This is a genomic window from Funiculus sociatus GB2-C1, assembly GCF_039962115.1.
Taxonomy (GTDB): Bacteria; Cyanobacteriota; Cyanobacteriia; order Cyanobacteriales; family FACHB-T130; genus Funiculus; species Funiculus sociatus.
On sequence record NZ_JAMPKJ010000011.1, the window covers coordinates 78,977 to 101,137 of the forward strand.

Here is a 22,161-nt window from a genome sequence, read left to right on the forward strand (position 1 = left end):
TTAACCAGCAGTTGCTTGTCTAGGACATCTTTTCTAAAACAATAAACGAGGAGTATATCCTTTGACCAATACGCAGATCGTAGAGCTTAGCAAGGGTTGGCAGAGCTAGTGGTGTGGACACTAGCATCTTTTTAACTATATTGCGTACCTTGCTTCGTCCGGGTGCTTTGAAGGAAGCTGCCGAAAATACCTCTTGAGATAGCGGTAAGCGCTGCTGTTTTAAAATCTGAAAATTAAATTTTTTGCAGATATAATCTATTGTATTCATTCCTAAAAAATGTAAATGATCAGGAATTTCCCAATCAAAAATATCACCTTCTTTTACATTATTTTTCATTTCACCAACTTTAAGAATAAGTTTTCCTCCAGGTGACAAAATTGTCTGTAGCTTCCCAAATAAACTATCAAAATCGGGAATGTGAGATAAAACATTGAGCATCGTTATAGCATCAAAACTTGCAGTAGGATCAAACGACTCTACAGGCACTTGAAAAACATCACATCCTGCTTTTTCTCTAGCAAAAGCTGCCCTGTCTTGATTTAGTTCAATTCCTGCTCTATATAATTCAGGATAAACAGCACCAAGCTTTTCTAAAAAATGACCTGTGCCGCATCCAATGTCTAAGATGGACTTTGCTCCTTTTAGCTCCTGAGCAATCAAGTCAAAATACCTATTTTGAAATTGTACAGAAGCCTGATAATGATGTTCTGGGTTAAGAATATCAAGATGATCGTAATTATAAGTCTGCACCCGACCATGAACATCTTCTAGATTGGGATAAGGATCAATATAAAACAACTCGCAATTATTACAAGCCTGTAATTTATATCCTCTTTCCGAAAAACAATATTGACTATCTTGAGATTTACATAAAGGACAAACTGAACTATTCATAAATCCACCTCTTATTCAATCTAACTAACCGCTTGTTGCCTTATATCTTTTTTTAACCCAGATTAAAATACATTTCTCATATATGTAGGAACAGGACTCTCTTTAAATAGTAGATAAAATGTATCGATTGTAAGCTTCATTGCAAAATCCCCCGCGTATCAATCACAATCTTGTCCTTGATCCGTTCGCGATTAACATTCACAAATTGACTATGGTTTACCAGTAGAACAACTATATTAGCTGCGGACAGTGCTACTTCAAGGTTAGTTAGGGTGACAGACAACTTAGCTAGTGATTGAGGAAGTTGGCTTATATGGGGTTCAACGACAAGGATGCCACGAAATTGACTTTGCGCCAATTTTTGCACGATACTCACCGCCGGACTTTCCCGTAAGTCGTCAACGTCTGCTTTGAAAGTCAACCCTAAGCAGGCTATCATTGGTTCTTTAAATTGGCAAGCTTTCTCTTTTATTTTTGAAATTACATGATGCAATTTAGCATCATTGACCTCACGGGCTGTGCGGATTAAGCGAGCTTGTTCGGGGGCTGAATTGACAATAAACCACGGATCAACAGGAATGCAATGACCGCCTACGCCGGGACCTGGCTGGAGAATATTCACTCTCGGATGGTGGTTAGCCAGCTCAATGAGTTCCCAAACATTTATATTTAACTTTTCACAGATTAAAGAGAGTTCATTGGCAAAAGCAATATTCACATCACGGAATGCGTTCTCTGTTAGCTTTGCTAATTCTGCTGTACGTACTTCGGTACACAAAATCTTACCAGTCACAAACTGTCGATAAAAAGCCGCAGCCTTGTCCGCGGAAGCTTGATTAATTCCGCCAACGATCCGGTCATTGCTGACTAACTCCTTTAAAATTTGTCCGGGTAAAACGCGCTCCGGACAGTGGGCAAGGTAGAGCGAAGAGTGGACATCGAGATCAGGACGCAACAGCTCTAACCAATTTCCAATCTTTTCCGTTGTCCCTACAGGACTGGTTGATTCCAGAATCACCAGATTGTTGGGAGCGAGGTATGGTGCGATCGCTTCGGTAGCCGCTTCGATATAAGAAATATCTGGTATCCAGTTATCCTTTAAGGGTGTTGGTGTAGCTATGATATATACATCAGCAGGCAGGGGTTGCAGACTCGCCCTAAGATTGCCACTGCTTACAACCGACTTAACCAAAATGTCTAAATCTGGTTCGTGGATGTGAATTTCGCCGCGATTAATTGTTTCTACCACTTTAGGGTTTATATCCACCCCGTGAACTTTAAAGCCTTTACTAGCTAGTAAGCTAGATGTTGGCAGACCGATATAACCCAAACCCATTACGCAAACTTTTTCCATGAAATTTATTTGATATTTGGATTATTTTTTTCCTTGCTATGCCACCGAGAATGTGGATTGGAAAGATTCTTCTAATAACTTAAGAATCTTAGCACTAGCATCTCCCTGCCCATACAAAAGTTTAAAATCATCCCTATTTCTAATACCAATACTTTTTTGGGCACTCAGGATTTTATCTGGGTCGCTACCAACTAGAGTGTTGAAACCGTATTCAACCAGTTCTACCCATTCAGTCTCTTCACGCAATGTGATGCAGGGCTTATGAAAGAAATAGGCTTCTTTTTGTAACCCGCCACTATCGGTAAACACACCTTTACACTTGGAGAGCAAGGTTATCATGTCAAAATAACCCACTGGTTCTATCAGCCGAATGCGGGATAGATGCTGGTTCCCCAACAACTTCCGGGTACGAGGATGTAATGGCAACACCACAGGTGTAGTTTTAGAGATTGTTTCTAGCGCACCCATAATGTTACTCAGTCGAACTGGGTCATCTGTGTTTTCTGCGCGGTGGACTGTGGCTAAGTAAAAAGGCTCATTTAATTCATTAATGAGGCAGGCGATCGCATCTGTAGGCTTGGCAATTTGCCGATAAAACAGCGCTGCATCGTACATTACATCTCCCACATTGCTCACTAGCACCTGCCCCCGTTCTAAGATACCTTCATTCTTCAGGTTTTTAACGGCAGTCTCTGTAGGACAGAACAACCAACGAGAAATCTGGTCAGTCAGCACTCGGTTCACTTCTTCTGGCATCCGCATATTAAATGACCGCAGCCCTGCTTCTACGTGTGCCACAGGAATATGCAATTTAACTGCGGCTAAAGCGCCCGCCAGAGTCGAGTTAGTATCACCGTATACCAAAACTACATCAGGCTGTTCTTTTATAATTACCTCTTCAATCTTTTCTAAAATTCGCCCGGTCATCGCCCCCTGTGAAATGCCCCCAATACCGAGGTGATAGTCCGGGTTGGGAATCTGCATTTCTTCAAAGAACACGTCTGACAAGTTAGGGTCGTAGTGCTGACCTGTGTGAACTAAGATTTCATGAATAGGCGAGGTTATATGCTGCTGGTTGTAAAGGGCGATCGCACGAGACACAGATGCTGCTTTAATAAACTGAGGCCTTGCCCCAACCACAGTGACTACTTTCATGAAATATACCTCTCAAATTTTCTCAGCCAAATTTCTAATGCCAATGGATTAAAAATTTCTTTATACCAAACCGTACCTTGGCTGGCTTTTTGTTGACAGTAAGCTTGATATTTGGCTAATAAGTTCTTTCTTTCAACTAACTGATTTTTAAATATCAAGCTATCTTCAGCAAAATAATCCAAAACACCTTCTTTTAATTCGTTTTTAAGCCATTCACTTTGAGGATTGACAAATCCTTTTTTGTCTTTTCGCCAAACAATTTGTTTGGGCAGATAAGGTTCCATCGCCTTACGGAAAATATATTTTGTCCATCCGCTTTTCAATTTCATTTCCATAGAAACTGGAATTAATGCTTCTATCAGTCGATAATCTAAAAAGGGTACACGCATTTCTCTACTCCACGCCATTGACATCCGGTCTTCGTAGTGAACTAATGCTGGTACTGAAAAATTTTCAATATCTAATCTCTGCCTCTGCTGAACAGTCATTTCAGAAGCTAATCCTAGCATCTTGGGAACAAAATTTTTAAGATTTGCCCCACGAATATCCATTTCTGCTCCTCGCAAGTAACGGGGTAAATACCGTTTAGCTTCACTAAGAGAAAATTGTTTCAGAATAGTTCCTCGCTGCCAAAATGACCACAAAACTTCAACTGCTTTTAAGTGTTGACTGCAACGAGCTAAAGCTTGAATATAAAAGCCTAGATATTTTTGATAGCCGCAAAGCAGCTCATCAGCCCCTTGACCGCTCAAAATGACAGTAATACCCAAATCCTTAGCTTGCTTCATTAATAAATAATGGGCCACATTGGAAAAACTGCCTACTGGCTCGTCATTAAACCAGCAAACTTGCTCTAAGTAATCAAAAACCTCTTCCGGCTTAAAGTCCAGCACAATTTTATGAGTTTTACAACCTAAGTGGTTGCTCATAATATCAATAAAGGGAGACTCATCATATCGAGAATCTCTACTTACTGCTGAAAGTAAATTTAACTGTGCATCTTTTCCCAAGATACTCTGCATGATTGCTGCAATTGAAGAAGAATCAACTCCTCCAGAGAGTAAGACTCCTACAGGGACATCGCTTCTCAACCGCAGACGAACAGCATCAATAAAAATTTCTCTAACTTGCTCAACTAACTTATCTTCTGAAATATTTACTACTTTTTGAGTACCCAAATTCCAGTAGGATTTTATATCCATCCTCAGAACTTCAGTAGAAAGGTCTATCACTCCATAGCTTGCTGCTGGTATTTTCTCGATCCCCTCAAAAAAAGTTTCGTTAGAAGTTTCTAGCAGAGACTGGATGAGATATTCTCCAATAATTTGGTGATTCAAAGAGAACTTACGCCCTGTCATCTCAATAATTGTCTTAATTTCTGAGGCGAAGCACAAACTTTCATCTTGTAAAAAAAAATATAGAGGCTTAACACCAACTCTATCTCTAGACAAGACCAATCGATTATTTCGCCCATCCAACCAAGCAAAAGCCCACATCCCATTAAATCGCGCTAGAGCCTCATTTACCCCCCACTGCTCCAAAGCGGCTAACACAACTTCAGTATCTGATTCGCCTCTAAAATGATGTCCTAAATTCTCTAGTTCGCAACGAATTTCCCGGTAATTATAAACTTCACCGTTGTAAACAATCCAACTATTTCCATCTTTCGAGGTCATAGGTTGGCTTCCCGCCTCTGTCAAATCTAAGATAGACAGACGTTGATGTCCTAAGCCGACTTGCCATTGATTGATTTGATGTTGACAAATCCCGTAAGCATCCGGGCCACGGTGCTGCTGAAGCCTTTGCGCTTTTAGCAATAAATCTCTAATATTTTCTTCGTAGCTAATAACCCCTGTAATTCCACACATGGCTTATATCAAATCACTATAAAGCTTCAACAATGTCTCTGATTCTTTTTCCCAATTATATTTATCTTCTACTGCTTTGCGACCATTTTCGCCCATTCGTTTTGCTTCATCTGGGTGCTCGACCATCCACTGAATTGCCTCTGCGATCGCTCTGGGATTTAGGGGATCAACACAAATACCACAGTTATTGCCAGAAATAATCTCTTTCCATAAGGGGAAGTTAGAAGCAATTACTGGAATACCAGCAGACATATATTCAAACATTTTATTTGGCTGGGCATTAATATGATTAAGTTCTGGATGAAATAACACCAGCCCAGCCATTGATTTTGCTAAAGTTTCAGCAACTTCATTTCTGTTTAATTGCCCTAACTCTTTTATATTTGCCCAACCAGACATTGCTGCTGCCCGCTCTCTTTGATTGGCACTTAAGAATTTTCCACCCAAGAACAGCTTTGTATCCGTTTGCCCAATTGCCTCAACCATCTCAAAGATCCCACGGATATCAGCAATTCCGCCTATATAACAGACGGCGCGCTCTTTTTGCACTCCATCCATATGAGGCAAATACAGCTCTGAAAGTATTGGGTAGTTGTTTACATTGACTGCATAGCAACCCAATTTTGAGAAGCGATCGCAAATAAACGGTGTAGCAGTAACTATAGCAGTAAGCTGGTGGGCAGCAAAGTTTTCTATTCGCTCAGCCATCCAGCTAATTGTTAGGCGTAAAGATTCAGCAATCCAACTTTTACTCAAGATGTCTCTTGGTACATCTTCATGTACATCGTAAACAACTACTTTACCTTTTATTTTTAAAATCAATCCTAGAGGAATTAGTTCTGGATCGTGAAAGTGATAAATCTCTGCATCTTCATCCAAAGCTTTCTTAAAAACTTGCCATACCGTTTTTACCATACGTTCCCGACGGCTTTTTGGTCTAGATACCGCATTGATTTGCACTCCATCCACCAACTCATCCCTATCGTGAGGAACAATTAAAATTACTTCATAACCTGCTGTGAATAACGTTTTGCACTCTTTCAAAAAAATTCTGGTGTCAAAAGCAGAGTGAACTGATGTGAGATGAATAACTTTAGCTGTCTTCAAAATTATTTTCCCTTTAAATATATGAAAATTATAAAATTATTAACTCAATCTTTTTTCTTTAAATTCAGCTAAATTAATTTTTACTCTTACTGCTAGTGGAACCAGCAGCACTGTTAGCACAATTTCTAATCCCGTACCTAAAGGAGCTAGAAAGTCAGTAAACGATGTAGAAGTTAGCAGAATCATTTGGTATGAAAGCATTGATTGCAACACAACAGTGGGTGCTGACTTCGGCAATCGCAAAATTAGTACCTGTAGTCCTTGTAACGAAATTCCACAAATAATACTACCAATAACAATACCTGACCAGCCAAAATCTGCCCATAAGTAGCCAGGATAGGCAACATTTGAAGTACAGCTAGACATTGCATCCGGGTGCATGTACAAGCAGATGGTGTTGGCAACCGGAAAAGGGATATCAGTTATAAACTTATTAATGTAGGGCAGTGTATGGCCTAATAAGAAACTTTGGTGTTTTGGAAAATAGTCAAAGTAGTAAAATATTACCTGAGCTGGAACGTAAAAGATCCGATTTACTATAGCATTGACTACCAGCAACCCTTCAATATTGAATTGATAAACTGCGAAGATAACAAAAACTGGAAAAGCGAGGGCTATAAGTATTATGAACAACAGTTTGCTCACAGAAAGTGTTCGACCTCTTATCAACAACCAAGCATAAGCCAACATAATTGTCAGCGCTGCTACGGGAGATTTTTCCAGAGTTGATCCTGCATAAAATATGCTACCTAGAAGCGAAACTACAAAAAATATTTTCCACCACCAGCCTCGCAAACGCATTGCTAAGACCAGAAGCAGAAGGGTCGTGTATGGGAACAGTACATCACGCAGCGCACCATATACGTAGCGGATTCTGCCAGGAATGAGCTTGAGTGCATTTTCACGTGCTAGAGTAAGCTCTAAGGTTGTTTGACCACCAATAATTGCATCAATAATTGGCAGCCTACCAACCTGCTTGAGGTAAAGCACAAGTATAATAAAACATATTACCAATAGCACTATACTTGACATTTGAAGCTGACGAGGTAAGCGAATTGGTTTGGAGATCCAGTTATCCACATCTTTAGCGGATGAGGGAAACCAATAGTGCGTTAAAATAATCCCTGCCAGCGTTAAAATAAAACTGATATTAGTGGCAAATAAAAAGGTGTTTTGTGTGGTAGATGGGTGAGCTGCGTAGACAAAAGGTAATGGCAGCAAAACCATTAGGCTATAAGCAGATATAAATATTCCGGGAATCCTAAAGGTACTAATGTTGAAAAGGTGGGGATAGAGACACACTACCACTCCTGTTATTAACAATGTCAGCCATGCCACCAAACCGCTCTCTAGCAGATCGCTAGAAATGTTTGTTAATAGTTTGGTAGCTATTAGGCCTACGCTCCCTATTACAGCAAATACAAATAGACAAAAAAAGCGTAGAGGAATTCGTATCGTATCCATCCGGCAACTTTACGAGTAGGTGGTAGCCACAGTTAGTCAGTAGATTAGCATAATGCAGTCTGACATTGATAAAAGCAAAATAGTTTCTTTCAGGAATAACTACTTGCTAATTTTGAATATACATCCAGCAGCACTTGCTGATGCTGCTTCCAAGTATAATAATCGTCATAAACTTGCCATGCCCGCTGGCGATACTGCTCCAATGCACACCGGTCGCTAACGAGTTCGTCTATTGCTTTAGCAATAGCTTCTACAAAGTCAGTGTTGCAGACAATACCAAGCTTATGCCCAATTACAATATTGCGAAACTCGATCAAATCATTGCATATTAAAGCGAGTCCAGCTGCCATGTATTCAAATATTTTGTTAGGTAACGCAAATTCAGCTACCTGTTTTGAGTAGGGGATAATTCCAATATGGCATGCTGATGCTGCTTTACAAAGCTCGCTCATGGGGACTGGTGGTGCGAAAGTAATCTTGTTTTGTAGCCCCAGCGCCTCTACCTGTGCCCTCAACGCCAACTCTATATTTCCATAACCACGCAATGTTAAATGCACAGGTGCTTTCACTAGATTCATTGCTGTAATCAGGGATTCAATACCTCGTTGTGCAAGATAACCACCGTGGTAGAGCAGCTGGACTGGCTGGTCATCTGGCAGTGGTGTTGGTGGTTGTAATGGCACGTCTGCGGGTACATTCATCAGCACTGTGGGTAGTGTAATGCCGTAATGGATCGCCATCCGTTCGGCAATCGAGCGGTTAACTGCGAACACGTAGGCACATCGCGGGGTACCGATGCGCTCAATCCAGCGAATAATCGCGTTAATGATAAACTCATTGCGCCGCTCATTGTACCAGTATTCATGAGCATCATAGACCACAGGTTTCTTGAACCACCATCCTACAACCAGTGCTGGTAAGAGGGTATCAACATCATGGGCATGATAAACATCAGCTTGCTGTCGCCCAGCGGCAAAGACATACACCCATAGAACAGTTAATAGATGAATCAGAAGCTGCACTTGACGCAGCATGTTTATTAACCAACCACGCCAGCTGAGACGCGGCGACTGCTTTTGCGAGGTTGTATTATCAAACAGCCCTTGAGTCACCGGGCGTCCGCGTCTTGCTTTAAGTAAGCGACCCAAGCGCAGATGCCAAAGATCGAGCCGTTGCATCGCCACATTAGCAAAGATATCGGTTACGGGTTCAGTGCCAGTGCGACAGATACCAATTACCTGTACTGCATAGCCTGCTTGTGCCAGCGCTGTTGCCTCCTTCATCACGCGCGGGTCGTTGGTAATATCTGTTGTCACCAGCATACAAACGTGCATAGTGCGATCGCTTAATAATTTTCTAATTTATTTCTGCTTGAGTCGAGTATAGGAGCGTTGCCAAAGAATCTTGAGTTCGGGCTTGACAAAACTCAATAGTACAACACCACTAACAGCCACACAAACACCTCTCAACACTGCAATATATATACCTTCATACCAGAACAGGGCTGTCATCACCCCGTAAGCTAATAAAAGACAAACACTGACACTGCCGAGACGTTTGAGATTGTAAGGTAGCGGGTATAAGCGCTGGCTTACAAGTGCCACGCAGAGGGTAGCCAGACTATAGGAAATGGCGGTGGCAATCGAGGCACCAAAAGCTCCTAACTTAGGTATCAGCAGTATGTTGAGTGCTATGTTCAGTAGCGCAGCTAGAACAATAGTCCAGGTAATATGATGGGTTCGCTGTACAATTTCTAACCCGGTGCTGAATATATAGTATGCGCCATACACAGCCTGCGCGAGGATTAGCGGTGTCAGTAAGGCAGTAGCTTGAACATACGCTTTGGTCGCAAATATCTGTAAAAGCAATGGAGAGGCGGCAGCGATTAGCAAGCCAATCCAGCCAACGCCAACGAAATAGTAAACTGGCATGATGGCATAAATTGTGCGAGCATTCGGTTCTGTTTGCACACGCAACGCAAAGGGTCTCCAGCTGAGTTGAACGGCAAATGTAAATATTGCTACGCCAGCAGCAAGCCTATTAGCAATCCCATAAAGTCCTACCTCCTGAAGTGTGGATAGCTTTGCTAGGAAGAAGCGATCAGAGGAATTGAGAACCCAATACATACCGCTTACAGGCAGTAATGGCAATCCCAAACGTAATAGTGGCAGTGCTTGTGTGAATGTAGGGATTTGTAGATGTTGCTTCAAGACTAAGCCAGCGGACAAGAGGGTGATAACTAAATCAGCCAAAACTAATCCTGAAACCACTCCCAGAACACCGAGTTTCTGCACTGCTACCAACACAATACTGAAGCCTGCTACCAGTACTACTTGACAGACGGCTACCAAATTGTAGAAAAGTGGCTGTTGGCGTAGGCGTAAGTTGTCACGAAAAAGCGTGAATACGCTTGTCAGCCACATATCAAAGCACAAAAGGCGTAGTGCAGGTGTATACTCCTGGTTGCCTAGCAACCCATTGACCAGTGCTGGCGCAAGCAGCAGTCCACTCAAGGCACATATTCCAGCAAAGGAAGCGACGAGGACAATGCTCGTCATAACCAAGTCATGCTGCTGTTTTTTTGTTTCAGATTTAAAAAATAAAATTTGAACAGATGTATCTATACCCAGCATCAACAGGGGCTGAAACAATGCCACCGTTGTGAGCAATATATCTAGTACGCCATAGTCTTTAGGGGTGAGAAACCGCGTGTACAGGGGCAACAATAGTAGGGATGCCAAGCGATTAATAGCAATACCGAGGCTGTAGGTTGCATATTGCTTGATAAAGTCCCACATTGTTGACATTAATTGATGACATTTGTAGGAGGCCGATCGCGCAAAAGTTTGAGCCACAACTCTGTATTTAGCCAGCGCCAGACCAGATGCTCATCAGCAGATGCTAAACTTGCTGAACTTTGCAGGATTGCGTTAGCGGCTTGCCGATCGACCCAGCCACGTTGAATGATTTCCCCTTGACCTAAATACTGCTGAATTTTTGTCCAGTATTGACGCAACCAGCTATCTTCAGGTGTGCCAAAACCAATCTTGTTGCGTCGTTGGCTAATCTCTGTTGGCATCACATCTTTTAATGCCTGCCTTAGCAGCCATTTCATTTCCCCATTGCGAATTTTCATGGAATCGGGCAGACTTGCCATAAACTCCACTAATCGATAGTCCAAAAATGGCACTCTGGCTTCTATTGAGTGAGCCATTGAGCTGCGGTCTTCATATTTGAGCAATGCTGGCAAATTTGTAGCTATGAGATCGCGCTCAAGGTGCTGTCCCAATAAAGTAGGATGATCGGAATTTATTGTTTCTTGTATGTAAACTTGCGATCGCATCTGTTCTCCTAACCAGACTGGAAGCCCGCGTCGAGTGTAGAGTAGGCGAGACTGCCATGTCAGAGGAAGTGTACTATGAAATATTCTCAATATATGTTGCAGTTGCCAACGGTCAAGACTACCCGGCTTGTTGGTTAGTGACTGTCGTAATACAGGCAAGTTACCGCTTTGTAAAGCTCCCGCCACGAATGACCAGTAGTACGGCTGGTAGCCACACATTACCTCGTCGCCACCTTGCCCATCCAACATTACCACTACTCCGGCCTCACTGGCACGCCGCATCACACACCATTGGGCATAAAGACTGCTTCCTGCCACTGGTTCTTCCTGATGCCAGACCATTGTCTCTAAATCGGCAAATAATCCTTCCCCATCTGGATAAATGTAGTGCGACTGGGTTCCAGTTTGAGCAATAACTGGCTCAATCCATTGCCGTTCATCGCAGCGGGGGTCGCTGTAGCAAGCAGAGAACGCCTTCTGTTGCGCTCCAACGTTGGTGCGGTCAGGCTTGCTATCGTTGCCAAATAGGATTTGATTGGCAACGCAGACAATTGCTGAGCTATCTAACCCACCGCTGAGGCAAGTACCAACTGGCACATCGCTTTGCAGGCGCAGGCTGACGCTATCAAAAAATAGATGCCGAAACTTATCAATTGCCTCGGCATCGCTAATATCAGGATTGTATCGACTATGGTCAAGCTGCCAGTAGCGCTGGATACGGATGCCTTGGACATCCACCAGTAAGTAGTGCGCTGCTGGTAGCTGCTTGATGTTTGTAAAAAATGTCTCCTCCCCAAACTGCACTTTTTGAAACACTAAATAGGCGTACACCGCACCTTCGTTTGGCTGGCGCGGCGTTTGTGGGTCAGCAAAGAGGGCTTTGATTTCTGAGGCAAAGATGAAGCGCTGGGCATCCTGGTGATAATAGAAAGGTTTTATGCCAAAGCGATCGCGGGCGCAGAACAACCGCTGCTGGCGGCTATCCCACAGCGCCAAAGCCCACATCCCATTAAAGCGGCTAAGACAATCAATTCCCCACTGGCTGTAGGCGGCAAGAATTATTTCAGTGTCAGAACGCGAGCGAAATTCGTGGCCATAGCGTTTCAGCTCACAACGTAGCTCATCGTGATTATAGATTTCGCCGTTAAACACGAGCCAACAACTACCATCAGCACTCATCATCGGCTGATGACCTGCTGGGGATAAATCCAGAATCGCAAGACGGCGAAAGGCAAGACCAATACTACCATCAACAAAACATCCCTCGTCATCAGGACCTCGATGTTGTTGGATGTTCGCCATGTTGGCAAGTAGCGTCTGCTCAACTGGCTGCCGATCAAAACGGAGTATACCTGCAATACCACACATTAAAAATCATCTCGAAAAGACTGTGCCGCTCGCCTGGTTTTATTTTTGCCCTAAGAATCCTTCAGTATACACTTCAAAACATCGACAATCTGTTCTTGAAGTTCTACAGACATTTCTGGCCAGATTGGTAGAGATAGTACCTCTCCCGATGCCGACTCAGCTTGCGGTAATTTACAGCATTGAGTAGCGTAAATTGGCAGTTGATGCACCGATACTGGGTAGTAGATCATTGTGCTAATTCCTGCTTCAGCGAGGCGCTGCTGCAATGTGTCTCGCCTTCCTTCAAGAATCCTCACTGTGTACTGGTGATAAACATGATCGGCACAGGGAGTCTCCCCAGGAGTCACAATCCCCGAAATATTCTTCAACAGTTCATCATAGCGCTGTGCCACCTGCCGCCGCCCCTTATTCCATTCATCAATATGAGGCAACTTCACCCGCAAAATCGCGGCTTGCAGCGTATCCAGCCGACTGTTATACCCGACAACCTCGTTGTAATACTTCTTGCGACTTCCATGAACCCGCAGCATTCGAGCCGAGTCTGCTAAAGCATCATCATTCGTTGCAATCAACCCTCCATCCCCATAGGCCCCCAAATTTTTACTGGGGAAAAAGCTGTAAGCACCGATATCACCAATTGTCCCAGTTTGTTTACCCACATAAGCATCTGGCTCACAAGCGCGATCGCCTTGCGTTTCCAAAGGAGAATCGCACGTGCTGCAATTCCCGCCATAAACTGCCCCAAAACTTTGGGCACAATCTTCTACAACTTTTAAGTTGTATTTCTTAGCTAATTTCATAATTTTGCCCATCTCTATTGGTCGCCCATAGAGATGTACAAGCATAATTGCCTTAGTCTGCTCGGTAATCTTTTCCTCAATTAGGTCTGGGTTGATATTCAAAGTACGCTTGTCAATATCCACAAATATAGGTGTAGCACCGACATGGCTAATTGACTCAGCTGTAGCAAAAAAAGTAAAGGGTGTGGTGATTACCTCATCTCCAGAACCAATACCAAGCGCCCGTAGACTGATAAATAGGGCATCTGTACCGCTGTTAACAGCGATCGCGTGTTTCACCCCCAAGTATGCTGCCACTTCCTGCTCAAACAGCTTTACATCTGGCCCCATGATGAACTGACCAGACTCTAGTACGCGAGCGATCGCCTTATGAATCTCTTCTTTAAGGCTTTCATACTGAGGTTTTAGATCCAAAATGGGAGTCTTCACTGGTATTTTTCTCTTGGTAATTTACACGCCAACCGAGCAATCAGTTCTAAAATACCACTTTTATATTGGGCTTTCCCTTTGATAAAGGGATGCCTATCACGAGTAGTATCATGATTAAGATATAAAGATATTTCCCGGTCACTGAGCGGATAACGCGAACCGATAAAACAATATACTTTTTGCATAGATTCTTCTGCCAGAAAAGCCCACCAACCTATCAACATTGTGCCAGAAAGTTCGTAAGAGCTATAACCTAGTTTTGTTTTATCTGTGTGGTAGCCATAACGATATATTCCATTGTTACCATCCATAAAATTAGTTGTTCTAAAATTTGGAAAAGCTGATGATGGAGGAATTAAAACTTTTTGAAGGAATTGAGCAGCTAATCCGCGTCTCAGTTTCAACATATATCCAACTTTGTCTAGCTGTTTTTGAGCCTTAAACCCCCTTTGCAAGGAAACCAACCAGAGGGGCCATCTATGACTGTGCGAAGTATCTCCTGCAATGCCAGGTATCGGGTTTTTATCTAAATTTATAGCCTGATGATACCAGCCCGCGTAGGCATAATCAGGATGATCTTTCCAGACTCCAGGCTGGAATAACCACCGACTCGAATTAGCTCCAATAAACACGGCTTCTTGCTTTAAAGTTTTATATGCTACATCTAATATTTCATCTATAAATTTAGGACTATTATTCAATAGAACTGACTTTAAATCTGCTGCAATAGCAAATACAAACAACTCTTCATCTGTAAAAGATCGATAATAACTCTTTTCAACTGATTTAGTTGAAAGCTTCCACATTATTCGCTCTTTCATGCCTTTAGGAAACCTAAATTTATCCCATGCTGATGTAGGTTGATTCCATGTAACCTCTAATGAATTTAATACTTTTCTTAAAGTATCCTTATGAAAATGATTGTTTCTTTCTTCATACAAAACTAGATATTCAGATACTAAATACAAAAATTGTAACTTTGTTATTGAATCTAGACCATTAAAATTATCCGGAATATAGCTATTTGTAAAATGATTAAAGAAATGATTAAATCCATCAATTCCAGGGCAATAGTTTGAGGCGAAAGCTGAATGCAAAGGTACCATCAAAAAATGGCTGGCATCATATGCATCACGTTCTCGCCAGAGAGGTTCATTTAACATTGGCTGCATTACTTTTTCCCATAAAACAGCCTCTCGACTTGCTGTAGGTAACGCTGCACATTGACTAGATGATTTCTCTGTAAACCTTCTCTCTGCAAGTTGATTTCTAAAACCCAACAATAAAAGGAATAGTAGCAATATTGTGGATAGTAAAGACGCAATCTTCATTTCGATATTTTCCTTACTTCCATCTTCGATAACTGCTGATATTTTGTTTCTGTTGAATCAACAGCGTAACCAGCAGTATCAAACTCTAACACGTCACCATAGGCGCTCATCCAACCAGTGATTTTTGCAGGAACACCAGCTACTATTGCATAGGCAGGCACATCCTTCGTAACCACCGCACCTGCTGCTATAAAAGCATATTCATGTAAGGTCACTCCACAAACAATCGTGGCATTTGCTCCAATACTTGATCCACGCTTCACCAATGTCGTCACGTAATCATTGCTAGTATTACGGGGAAACTCACAGCGTGGCGTCTTGACATTCGTAAACACCATACTAGGCCCACAAAAAACGTAATCCTCCAGGATCACCCCCTCATATAGAGATACATTATTTTGAATTTTGCATCCGTTTCCCACGACGACATTGTTTGCCACAAAAACATTTTGTCCCAGAGAACAATTCTTCCCAAGCTTCGCTTTGCTTAGAATGTGACAAAAGTGCCAGATTTTTGTTCCCTGCCCAATTATCGCACCTTCATCTACATAGGCAGACTCATGAACAAAATAATCAGCCACGCAGCGCCTCCTGAACTTTCTCCAAAATTTCAACCACCGCCACCCCATTCCAGCCGTCTGAGCGTGGCCGCTTTCTTGTATCCAGACATTCTAGAAAGTGTTCGCACTCAATTTTCAACGGCTCAGATTTGGCAACTTCTACGCTCCAACTGCCCTCATCTCGATTGTTTAAGTTCGCATCAACGCTTTTATTGTGTATTGTAACTGTTTGCAAAACTTCGTCGTAAACTAGCATTTGTTTCTGGGCAATTACAACCGTGCTGCGTTGATTTAAAGGCCAGTACCAGGAGCAGTGAATGTGAGCCGTTTGGCTTCCCTCAAAGCTCAAATCTACGTGTACATTATCTTCAATACCTACCTGTAACATCGCGTGACCGTGCGCTTGCACCTGTTGAATTTGAGGATTACCTAATAGGTCTAAGATTACTGAGATATCATGAGGTGCAAACGACCACCAAACATTCTCCTCGGTGCGTACCTTACCAAGCTTCGCTCGTTGAGTCGCAATATGCAGGACAGATCCCGCTTTACCACTTGCCAAATAGTCTCGCATCCACGCGATCGCTGGTTGGTAAAGTAGTAGATGACCCACCATGAGAATGCGCGAATGCTCTTGGGCGTATTCTGCCAACGTTCGCGCCTGCTCTGTTTGCAGGGTCATGGGCTTTTCCACAAAAACATCTTTACCCGCTTTCAAGGCAGCGATCGCTAACTGGTAATGTGTTGGTGCTGGTGTCGCCAGCACAACTGCCTGAACATCGGTTCCTAGCACTTCCCGATAATCTGTGTAAGTTACTACATCTGGATATGTAGCGGCAACTTTATTCCGGAGGTCTGGGTTGACCTCAGCTACACCTGCCAATGCGTCCAGATCGTAAAAATTACGAACCAGATTCCGACCCCAGTTACCGGTTCCGACGACGATTACTCGACTCACAGTAGTGTCACCTTTTCTCTGTCACAGTTTAAATGCCGAGTTACACCCCGCGTATCCAGCACCGCTTGGGCTTTCTGAACCAGGTTGATGTAATCAATCCCGCTATGATCTGTTGCAATAATCACCAAGTCAGCTGCTGCTATATTTTCATCCGTTAGTTCTACAGAGTAAAGCTTTTGACCAGAAACTTGAATTTCAGGTACATAGGGGTCATGGTAAGTAATAGTTACTTTATCCTTTAACAAGCAACTCATGACAGCGATCGCAGGCGACTCTCGCCAATCACCGAGATTTTTCTTATAGGCAGCACCAATTGCTAGTACAGTAGCCCTAGCAGGCGCAATTCCTAAATCATTAAGGACTCGCCACGCTTTGTCTCTGACAAACTCCGGCATTCGGCGGTTAATTTCGCCTGCTAGAGCAATAAAATGCGTGTCAAAGTTAAATTCCTTAGCTTTCCACTCTAAGTAGTGCGGATCGATAGGAATGCAATGGCCTCCAACACCTGGTCCCGGATAAAACGGCATTATACCAAACGGCTTGGTGTTAGCAGCATCTAAAACTTCCCACACGTCGATACCCATGCGATCGCACAACATTGCCAACTCATTCACCAGGGCAATATTAACAGCGCGGAACGTGTTTTCAAACACCTTAACCAGCTCAGCTGCCTTAGCACTACTAACTGGTACCACCTGCTCAATCGTCTGCTCGTAGAACAACTTGGCAGCTTCCAAGGAATATGGGTCAGAAGCTCCCACAACCTTGTTTGTATTCTTGGTTGTGTAGCGCTGATTGCCAGGATCTACCCGTTCTGGAGAATGGGCAAGAAAAAAATCCTGACCCTGCTTCAAACCGCTAGTATGTTCTAAGACTGGTCGCATTACTTCATCTGTAGTACCTGGATAGGTGGTCGATTCCAATGTCACTAGCTGTCCCGATTTCAAGTGTTGGGCAATTCCTTGAGTAACATTCTCGATATAGCTTAGGTTCGGCGTTAAATTCTTCGTTAGCGGTGTGGGTACGCAGATAACGATTACATCCATTTCCGGTACTTTGTCAAAGTTCAAGACAGCCTGGAGTTTTCCACTGCTCACAACTTGTTTTAATTCTTCATCCTTGACATCATTAATGTAGTTATCAGCTATATTGACCCGTTCTGCTCTAATCGGATTCTGCTCGATTCCAAGCACCTGAAAGCCAACTTTGGCTTTTTCAACTGCAAAGGGTAGACCTACATATCCTAAACCCACAACACCAACAGTGGCTGTATGAGTTTTGATTTTTTCTTGCAAAGTTAGTAAGGTTTTAGGTTTGTCACTCATCTAGTTCAAATTTCATTCCGCTGCCACTCTATACTGTATACTAGCCGCGATACCAGGTACAGGAGGCGAACCGATTGGCTCAGTACACCGACCCCAGCCAAATACAGGATGAAGATAATCTTTCTCTGTTAGAGATTATCCGGTTTTTCCGTTTACACTGGAAGTTTTTGGGGCTGACGACGGTGGTATTGTCGAGCGCAGCCATAATCCTCTTCTTATTGAAGCCCCAGCAGTATCAAAAGCAGCTAACTCTTTCAGTTAAACAGCTTCCAGTTTCTGTCTCATCCTCCTTATCATTCCTAGGAAAGGATGTTAACCAAACTGGTATCCAAGCAGTGAAGTATTTACAAAACCAACAGTTAGATAAAATTACTGTCCAGCCAAGATTTGATGCCAGCACTCAGCAGGTTGACGTAACTCTGCAATCTAAAAATACTGATGCTTTAGCTCAATCTAGCTCTAAAATCACGAGCAAACTAAAGACCCAATTTCAAAACCAAATTGGCGAAGGTATAGAGGTTGGCTTGACCGTTACAGAACAAGAGTTAAAGAGAAACCAACAGGTTCTGGCTCAAATAAAGCAGCAAATTGCAGAGTTTTCCCCAACCTCTGGGACTTCCTCCCAGCAAATTCAAATCGCAGCAAGGCTAGATGCTTTGGAGCAACAACGGGCAAGGTTGGAAGTGGCGATCGTTGCTGGAGAAGTTGACAAAAAGTACCTAATGCAGGCTCAAAAAAATCTGGCTGAGTTTACTAATCAAGTGATGTCTGTCCAGATTGTATCGGAGTCAGATTTGCCACTAACACGATCCATATTGCCGGTGGTAGTGTTTGCGATCGTCGCCAGCTTTATGGTTGCTGTTGTTGCCTCTATTATCGGTGACCAGATCCCGCGTTTGCAGCATGAGCTGTCAAAGGCGAAAATTGACGGTAGCAAAGACGTTTAGGCAAGGTATATGATTAACGATTGCTGGCAACATTTCCTGGCATAAGTCTTCCATGTCTAAGCGCGTAAAGTTTCCCTCTGTGTATCGACTAGGACAACTCAGCCTGGATGGATTTGTTGCCTGGTTTGCTTGCAGCCTCGCGTTCGTGATTCGCTTTGACGGAGCAGTTGCAGACACTCACCAAACCTTGGCATGGATTCTGCCCCTAGTTGCCATTCCCAGTCGTCTAATTATCCAGGCGGGTTTTGGCCTGTACCAGCAAGTCTGGCGTCTATTTGGCCTCAAAGACGGCACCTCGCTTTTTCATGCCGTCACCGTCTATTCGCTGCTAGTTTTAGTCACTACCCGACTTCTGATTCCGCGCTTCATACCATTTAATGGAATTCCTCTGAGCGTTGCCATAATTGACTGGAGCTTCTGCTTTCTGGGAATGGCTGCCCTACGCCATGCTCGCCGATGGTCCGTCCATCGCACCCAAATGAGGTACTACTACCCTCGCTCCCGTCGATCAGAACGTCAGAGGGTGCTACTGGTGGGTGCGGGGATGGCTGGGAGCCAAATTGTCCAAGAAGCGCGACAAAATCCGCACCTGAATTTAGAAATCGTCGGATTTGTCGATGATGACCCGACTAAGGTGGGTCGCAAGGTGGAAGGGGTGCCAGTTCTGGGATCTTCTGAGCAGATGGTAGCGATCGCTTTAGCGCTAAATGTTCATGAAGTGTTGATTTCCATGCCTTCTGCCAGTGCTGCCAAAATCCGTAAACTGCTTAATTACGCTGTTGGCACTAATCTGAAACTCAAAGCTTTACCGGGACAGGCAGAAATTTTACGCGATCGCACTCTGACCCCGCAAGCCAGAGAAATCCAAATTCAGGATATCCTGGGACGACCGGAAATTCGGCTGGATCTGGCGACCGAGTTTTCCGTGCAGTTTCCGAGTGCGCGATCGCAATTTAAAAATCGTACCGTCCTCGTCACTGGTGCAGGTGGCACCATCGGCTCAGAGATTTGTCGCCAACTCTCTAGACTGGAACTTAAAAATTTATTGCTTCTAGGAAGAGGCGAAAACAGCATTTTTAATATCGAACAAGAATTAAAGCGAAACTTCCCCAATTTAGTTACCACCCCCTTAATTGGAGATATTCGCTCTTTTTCCCGAATGCAGGACATATTCAACACCTGGAAACCAGAAATTGTCTTCCATGCTGCCGCCCACAAACACGTACCCTTGATGCAACATAACCCCACAGAAGCCCTTGAAAATAACGCCCTTGGTTCTGCCCAATTAGCAGCTTTAGCTGATGCCTGCAAAGTAGAAACATTCGTCATGATTTCTACAGATAAAGCTGTTGACCCCTCTAACTTCATGGGCTTAAGTAAACGCTTAGCAGAACTCATGGTAAAAGCATATGCCGCCAAAAGTCACACCCGCTTTCTTGTCGTGCGATTTGGCAACGTTTTAGGCAGTCGCGGCAGCGTCGTGCCTATATTCCAACAGCAAATTGCCAGAGGCGGCCCCGTTACTGTCACCGACAAGTCAATGACCCGCTACTTTATGACCACTCCTGAAGCCGCGCAGTTGGTAATTCACAGCCTTGCCGTGGGAAAATCAGGGCAAACTTTAATCTTAGATATGGGTCAGCCAGTCAACATTTTTGAACTAGCCGAACAAATGATTCACTTGGCAGGTCTTACCCCAAATATTGATATTCCTATCTGCATCACTGGTTTGCGTCCAGGGGAAAAATTACATGAATCTTTAATAAATTCTCATGAAAAAGTCATGCTTACAGAACACCCCAAAATTTTGGCAGTTTTTAGTCACTTGCCGCCAGCAGAAGCAGCTTTATCAGAGGTCATAACTACTCTAAAAGAAGCAATAACAAATCGTTTACCTGCTGATGAACTGTGGGCAATGGCTCAAAAATGTATACTTACCCTAGAAGCCAAAATTTCTAAGATATAATTTTTTTACATTCATCAAAAATTTTTACATATAATTGAGTTTTATATAACAAGTATTGTCAATCATCCATGAGTGTAGTAAGCATTTAATAAAACTCGATCGCCACCAGCAAGGGCAGTGGCACCCCAAAAGACACATAAGATAAACTATCTACCAAGGGTCATGAAGAATGTCTCTCTAGAAGCTAACGGTAGAATTTTTTTCATTGCCCACTTGCACATCGCGCATTAGAGGAAGAACTTTCCATGACCAATTTCACTCCTAAAGTAAAGCGACTGAATACAGGCGGGCAGGATCAGGTAAAGCTTGGTGTTGCTCTGCAAAAACAAGGGCGGATGGATGAAGCTTTAGCACAATTTAAGTCAGTCTTGCAAGACAATCCGACATCAATGCGGGCTAATCTGGGTGCTGGAAATATTGAGTTCAAGCAAAAACATTACGATGAAGCTCTTGTCTATTATCAAGCAGCAATAAGATTAGATCCCTTGAAGCCGATGCCCATACTGAAAGCTGGGAAGGCTTATTTGAAGCAGCGGAATTGGGACAAAGCTTTGGAGCAGTTTAAAACCGTTGTTAGCCTTGACCCGAAAGCCATCCAAGCTTATACAGGTTTGGGTCAGGTGCTGGCGAGGCAAGGGAAGTATGAGCAAGCCATACAGGAGTTTCGTAAGGCTCTAAGTTTAGACCCCCAGATGCTAATGATTCGCATCCGCTTGGCTCAAGCTTATATTGACCAGGAGAAGCTTGCAGAAGCTGCTTCTGAGCTAAAAACTGCAATTAATATCAATCCCCAAAAGTGGATTAGTTATGCTGAATTGGGGCGCGTCTATTTGAAACAGAATAACTACGGTGCTGCTTCGGAGGTATTACGTCAAGCAGTTGAGCTGAACCCCGATGTACCATCTGGTGTCCGATTAAGCTTGGTAGAAGCTTTGATTCAAGAAAATAAACTGGAAGAGGCTGCTACGCTTCTTAGAGAAGTACCTCAGACCAAACAGCTTGCACCCCGTCAGCATAAGCTTTGGGGAGATATTTACCATCGTCAAGGTCTACACCGGGAGGCTACAGAGGCATACCGTGCTGCTACGCTCTTAGCCGCCGAGGGTGACGCTGATAGCGACATTATGGATAATCTAGAGGCACTGGAAGACCAAGATGATGATGGATGGGAGGAACTGGCAGAGTCTTATAAGTCATCAGCAGATAGCCTCGTCTCTGAAAATCGTAAAGGTCGGCGGCGGATGAGGTAAAAAGGAAAAAGGCCCAATGTGCAACTAAGATTAGCCCCTCT

At 43.4% G+C, this 22,161-nt stretch carries 17 protein-coding genes; 3 read left to right on the forward strand and 14 right to left on the reverse strand.

Annotated elements, in window-relative coordinates; genetic code table 11:
* Positions 1-19: 19 nt before the first annotated feature.
* From NDI42_RS08070 to NDI42_RS08135, 14 genes are all read right to left on the reverse strand, one after another.
* Positions 20-895, reverse strand: coding sequence for a class I SAM-dependent methyltransferase (locus tag NDI42_RS08070; RefSeq protein WP_190456827.1), 876 nt, complete (start codon positions 893-895; stop codon positions 20-22).
* Between the two features lie 136 nt (positions 896-1,031).
* Positions 1,032-2,249: a UDP-N-acetyl-D-mannosamine dehydrogenase gene (gene wecC / locus NDI42_RS08075; RefSeq protein ID WP_190456830.1), complete on the reverse strand. Its 1,218-nt coding sequence runs from the start codon at positions 2,247-2,249 to the stop codon at positions 1,032-1,034.
* A gap of 36 nt (positions 2,250-2,285) precedes the next feature.
* Positions 2,286-3,404 carry a non-hydrolyzing UDP-N-acetylglucosamine 2-epimerase gene (gene wecB / locus NDI42_RS08080; RefSeq protein WP_190456831.1) on the reverse strand — a complete coding sequence of 373 codons (1,119 nt, stop codon included), beginning with the start codon at positions 3,402-3,404 and terminating at the stop codon, positions 2,286-2,288.
* The gene (gene asnB, locus NDI42_RS08085) at positions 3,401-5,272 is read right to left on the reverse strand and encodes an asparagine synthase (glutamine-hydrolyzing) (RefSeq protein WP_190456833.1); all 1,872 of its coding nucleotides are present in this window, start codon (positions 5,270-5,272) and stop codon (positions 3,401-3,403) included. The genes wecB and asnB (NDI42_RS08085) overlap by 4 nt, the downstream gene beginning before the upstream one ends.
* 3 nt (positions 5,273-5,275) lie before the next feature.
* Entirely contained in the window at positions 5,276-6,379 is a 1,104-nt protein-coding gene (locus NDI42_RS08090; RefSeq protein ID WP_190456834.1) for a glycosyltransferase family 4 protein, read from the reverse strand.
* Between the two features lie 39 nt (positions 6,380-6,418).
* Positions 6,419-7,843, reverse strand: a complete 1,425-nt coding sequence (locus NDI42_RS08095; protein ID WP_190456836.1) for an oligosaccharide repeat unit polymerase — start codon at positions 7,841-7,843, stop codon at positions 6,419-6,421.
* Positions 7,844-7,932: 89 nt separating this feature from the next.
* Complete coding sequence (locus NDI42_RS08100; RefSeq protein ID WP_190456838.1) at positions 7,933-9,177, reverse strand: glycosyltransferase family 4 protein; 1,245 nt, start codon at positions 9,175-9,177, stop codon at positions 7,933-7,935.
* 27 nt (positions 9,178-9,204) lie between these two features.
* Positions 9,205-10,650: a lipopolysaccharide biosynthesis protein gene (locus NDI42_RS08105; RefSeq protein ID WP_190456840.1), complete on the reverse strand. Its 1,446-nt coding sequence runs from the start codon at positions 10,648-10,650 to the stop codon at positions 9,205-9,207.
* Positions 10,650-12,554 (reverse strand): asparagine synthase (glutamine-hydrolyzing), encoded by a 1,905-nt coding sequence (gene asnB, locus NDI42_RS08110; RefSeq protein WP_190456841.1) that lies wholly within the window; start codon positions 12,552-12,554, stop codon positions 10,650-10,652. The genes NDI42_RS08105 and asnB (NDI42_RS08110) overlap by 1 nt, the downstream gene beginning before the upstream one ends.
* Before the next feature lie 50 nt (positions 12,555-12,604).
* A complete protein-coding gene (locus tag NDI42_RS08115; protein ID WP_190456842.1) occupies positions 12,605-13,783 on the reverse strand; it encodes an aminotransferase class I/II-fold pyridoxal phosphate-dependent enzyme in 1,179 nt (392 codons plus the stop codon).
* Positions 13,780-15,114 carry a hypothetical protein gene (locus NDI42_RS08120; RefSeq protein WP_190456844.1) on the reverse strand — a complete coding sequence of 445 codons (1,335 nt, stop codon included), beginning with the start codon at positions 15,112-15,114 and terminating at the stop codon, positions 13,780-13,782. The genes NDI42_RS08115 and NDI42_RS08120 overlap by 4 nt, the downstream gene beginning before the upstream one ends.
* Positions 15,111-15,695 (reverse strand): acyltransferase, encoded by a 585-nt coding sequence (locus NDI42_RS08125; protein WP_313931257.1) that lies wholly within the window; start codon positions 15,693-15,695, stop codon positions 15,111-15,113. Before NDI42_RS08125 ends, NDI42_RS08120 begins: the two co-directional genes overlap by 4 nt.
* Entirely contained in the window at positions 15,688-16,632 is a 945-nt protein-coding gene (locus NDI42_RS08130) for a Gfo/Idh/MocA family oxidoreductase (protein WP_190456849.1), read from the reverse strand. The genes NDI42_RS08125 and NDI42_RS08130 overlap by 8 nt, the downstream gene beginning before the upstream one ends.
* Complete coding sequence (locus NDI42_RS08135; protein ID WP_190456851.1) at positions 16,629-17,957, reverse strand: nucleotide sugar dehydrogenase; 1,329 nt, start codon at positions 17,955-17,957, stop codon at positions 16,629-16,631. The genes NDI42_RS08130 and NDI42_RS08135 overlap by 4 nt, the downstream gene beginning before the upstream one ends.
* Positions 17,958-18,031: 74 nt before the next feature.
* Here NDI42_RS08135 and NDI42_RS08140 point away from each other — a divergent pair, with 74 nt between their 5' ends.
* The 3 genes from NDI42_RS08140 (at position 18,032) to NDI42_RS08150 (ending at position 22,120) form a co-directional block, all read left to right on the forward strand.
* Positions 18,032-18,904 (forward strand): hypothetical protein, encoded by an 873-nt coding sequence (locus NDI42_RS08140; protein ID WP_190456853.1) that lies wholly within the window; start codon positions 18,032-18,034, stop codon positions 18,902-18,904.
* Positions 18,905-18,956: 52 nt separating this feature from the next.
* On the forward strand, positions 18,957-20,870 hold the full coding sequence (locus NDI42_RS08145; protein WP_190456855.1) for a polysaccharide biosynthesis protein: 1,914 nt from the start codon (positions 18,957-18,959) through the stop codon (positions 20,868-20,870).
* Positions 20,871-21,115: 245 nt separating this feature from the next.
* On the forward strand, positions 21,116-22,120 hold the full coding sequence (locus NDI42_RS08150; RefSeq protein WP_190456857.1) for a tetratricopeptide repeat protein: 1,005 nt from the start codon (positions 21,116-21,118) through the stop codon (positions 22,118-22,120).
* Positions 22,121-22,161 lie beyond the last annotated feature (41 nt).

Coding starts and splice junctions, on each gene's coding strand:
- NDI42_RS08070 (WP_190456827.1), bottom strand. CDS start 895: ATGAATAGTTCAGTTTGTCCTTTATGTAAATCTCAAGATAGTCAATAT.
- wecC (WP_190456830.1), bottom strand. CDS start 2,249: ATGGAAAAAGTTTGCGTAATGGGTTTGGGTTATATCGGTCTGCCAACA.
- wecB (WP_190456831.1), bottom strand. CDS start 3,404: ATGAAAGTAGTCACTGTGGTTGGGGCAAGGCCTCAGTTTATTAAAGCA.
- asnB (WP_190456833.1), bottom strand. CDS start 5,272: ATGTGTGGAATTACAGGGGTTATTAGCTACGAAGAAAATATTAGAGAT.
- NDI42_RS08095 (WP_190456836.1), bottom strand. CDS start 7,843: ATGGATACGATACGAATTCCTCTACGCTTTTTTTGTCTATTTGTATTT.
- NDI42_RS08100 (WP_190456838.1), bottom strand. CDS start 9,177: ATGCACGTTTGTATGCTGGTGACAACAGATATTACCAACGACCCGCGC.
- NDI42_RS08105 (WP_190456840.1), bottom strand. CDS start 10,650: ATGTCAACAATGTGGGACTTTATCAAGCAATATGCAACCTACAGCCTC.
- asnB (WP_190456841.1), bottom strand. CDS start 12,554: ATGTGTGGTATTGCAGGTATACTCCGTTTTGATCGGCAGCCAGTTGAG.
- NDI42_RS08120 (WP_190456844.1), bottom strand. CDS start 15,114: ATGAAGATTGCGTCTTTACTATCCACAATATTGCTACTATTCCTTTTA.
- NDI42_RS08135 (WP_190456851.1), bottom strand. CDS start 17,957: ATGAGTGACAAACCTAAAACCTTACTAACTTTGCAAGAAAAAATCAAA.
- NDI42_RS08145 (WP_190456855.1), top strand. CDS start 18,957: ATGTCTAAGCGCGTAAAGTTTCCCTCTGTGTATCGACTAGGACAACTC.
- NDI42_RS08150 (WP_190456857.1), top strand. CDS start 21,116: ATGACCAATTTCACTCCTAAAGTAAAGCGACTGAATACAGGCGGGCAG.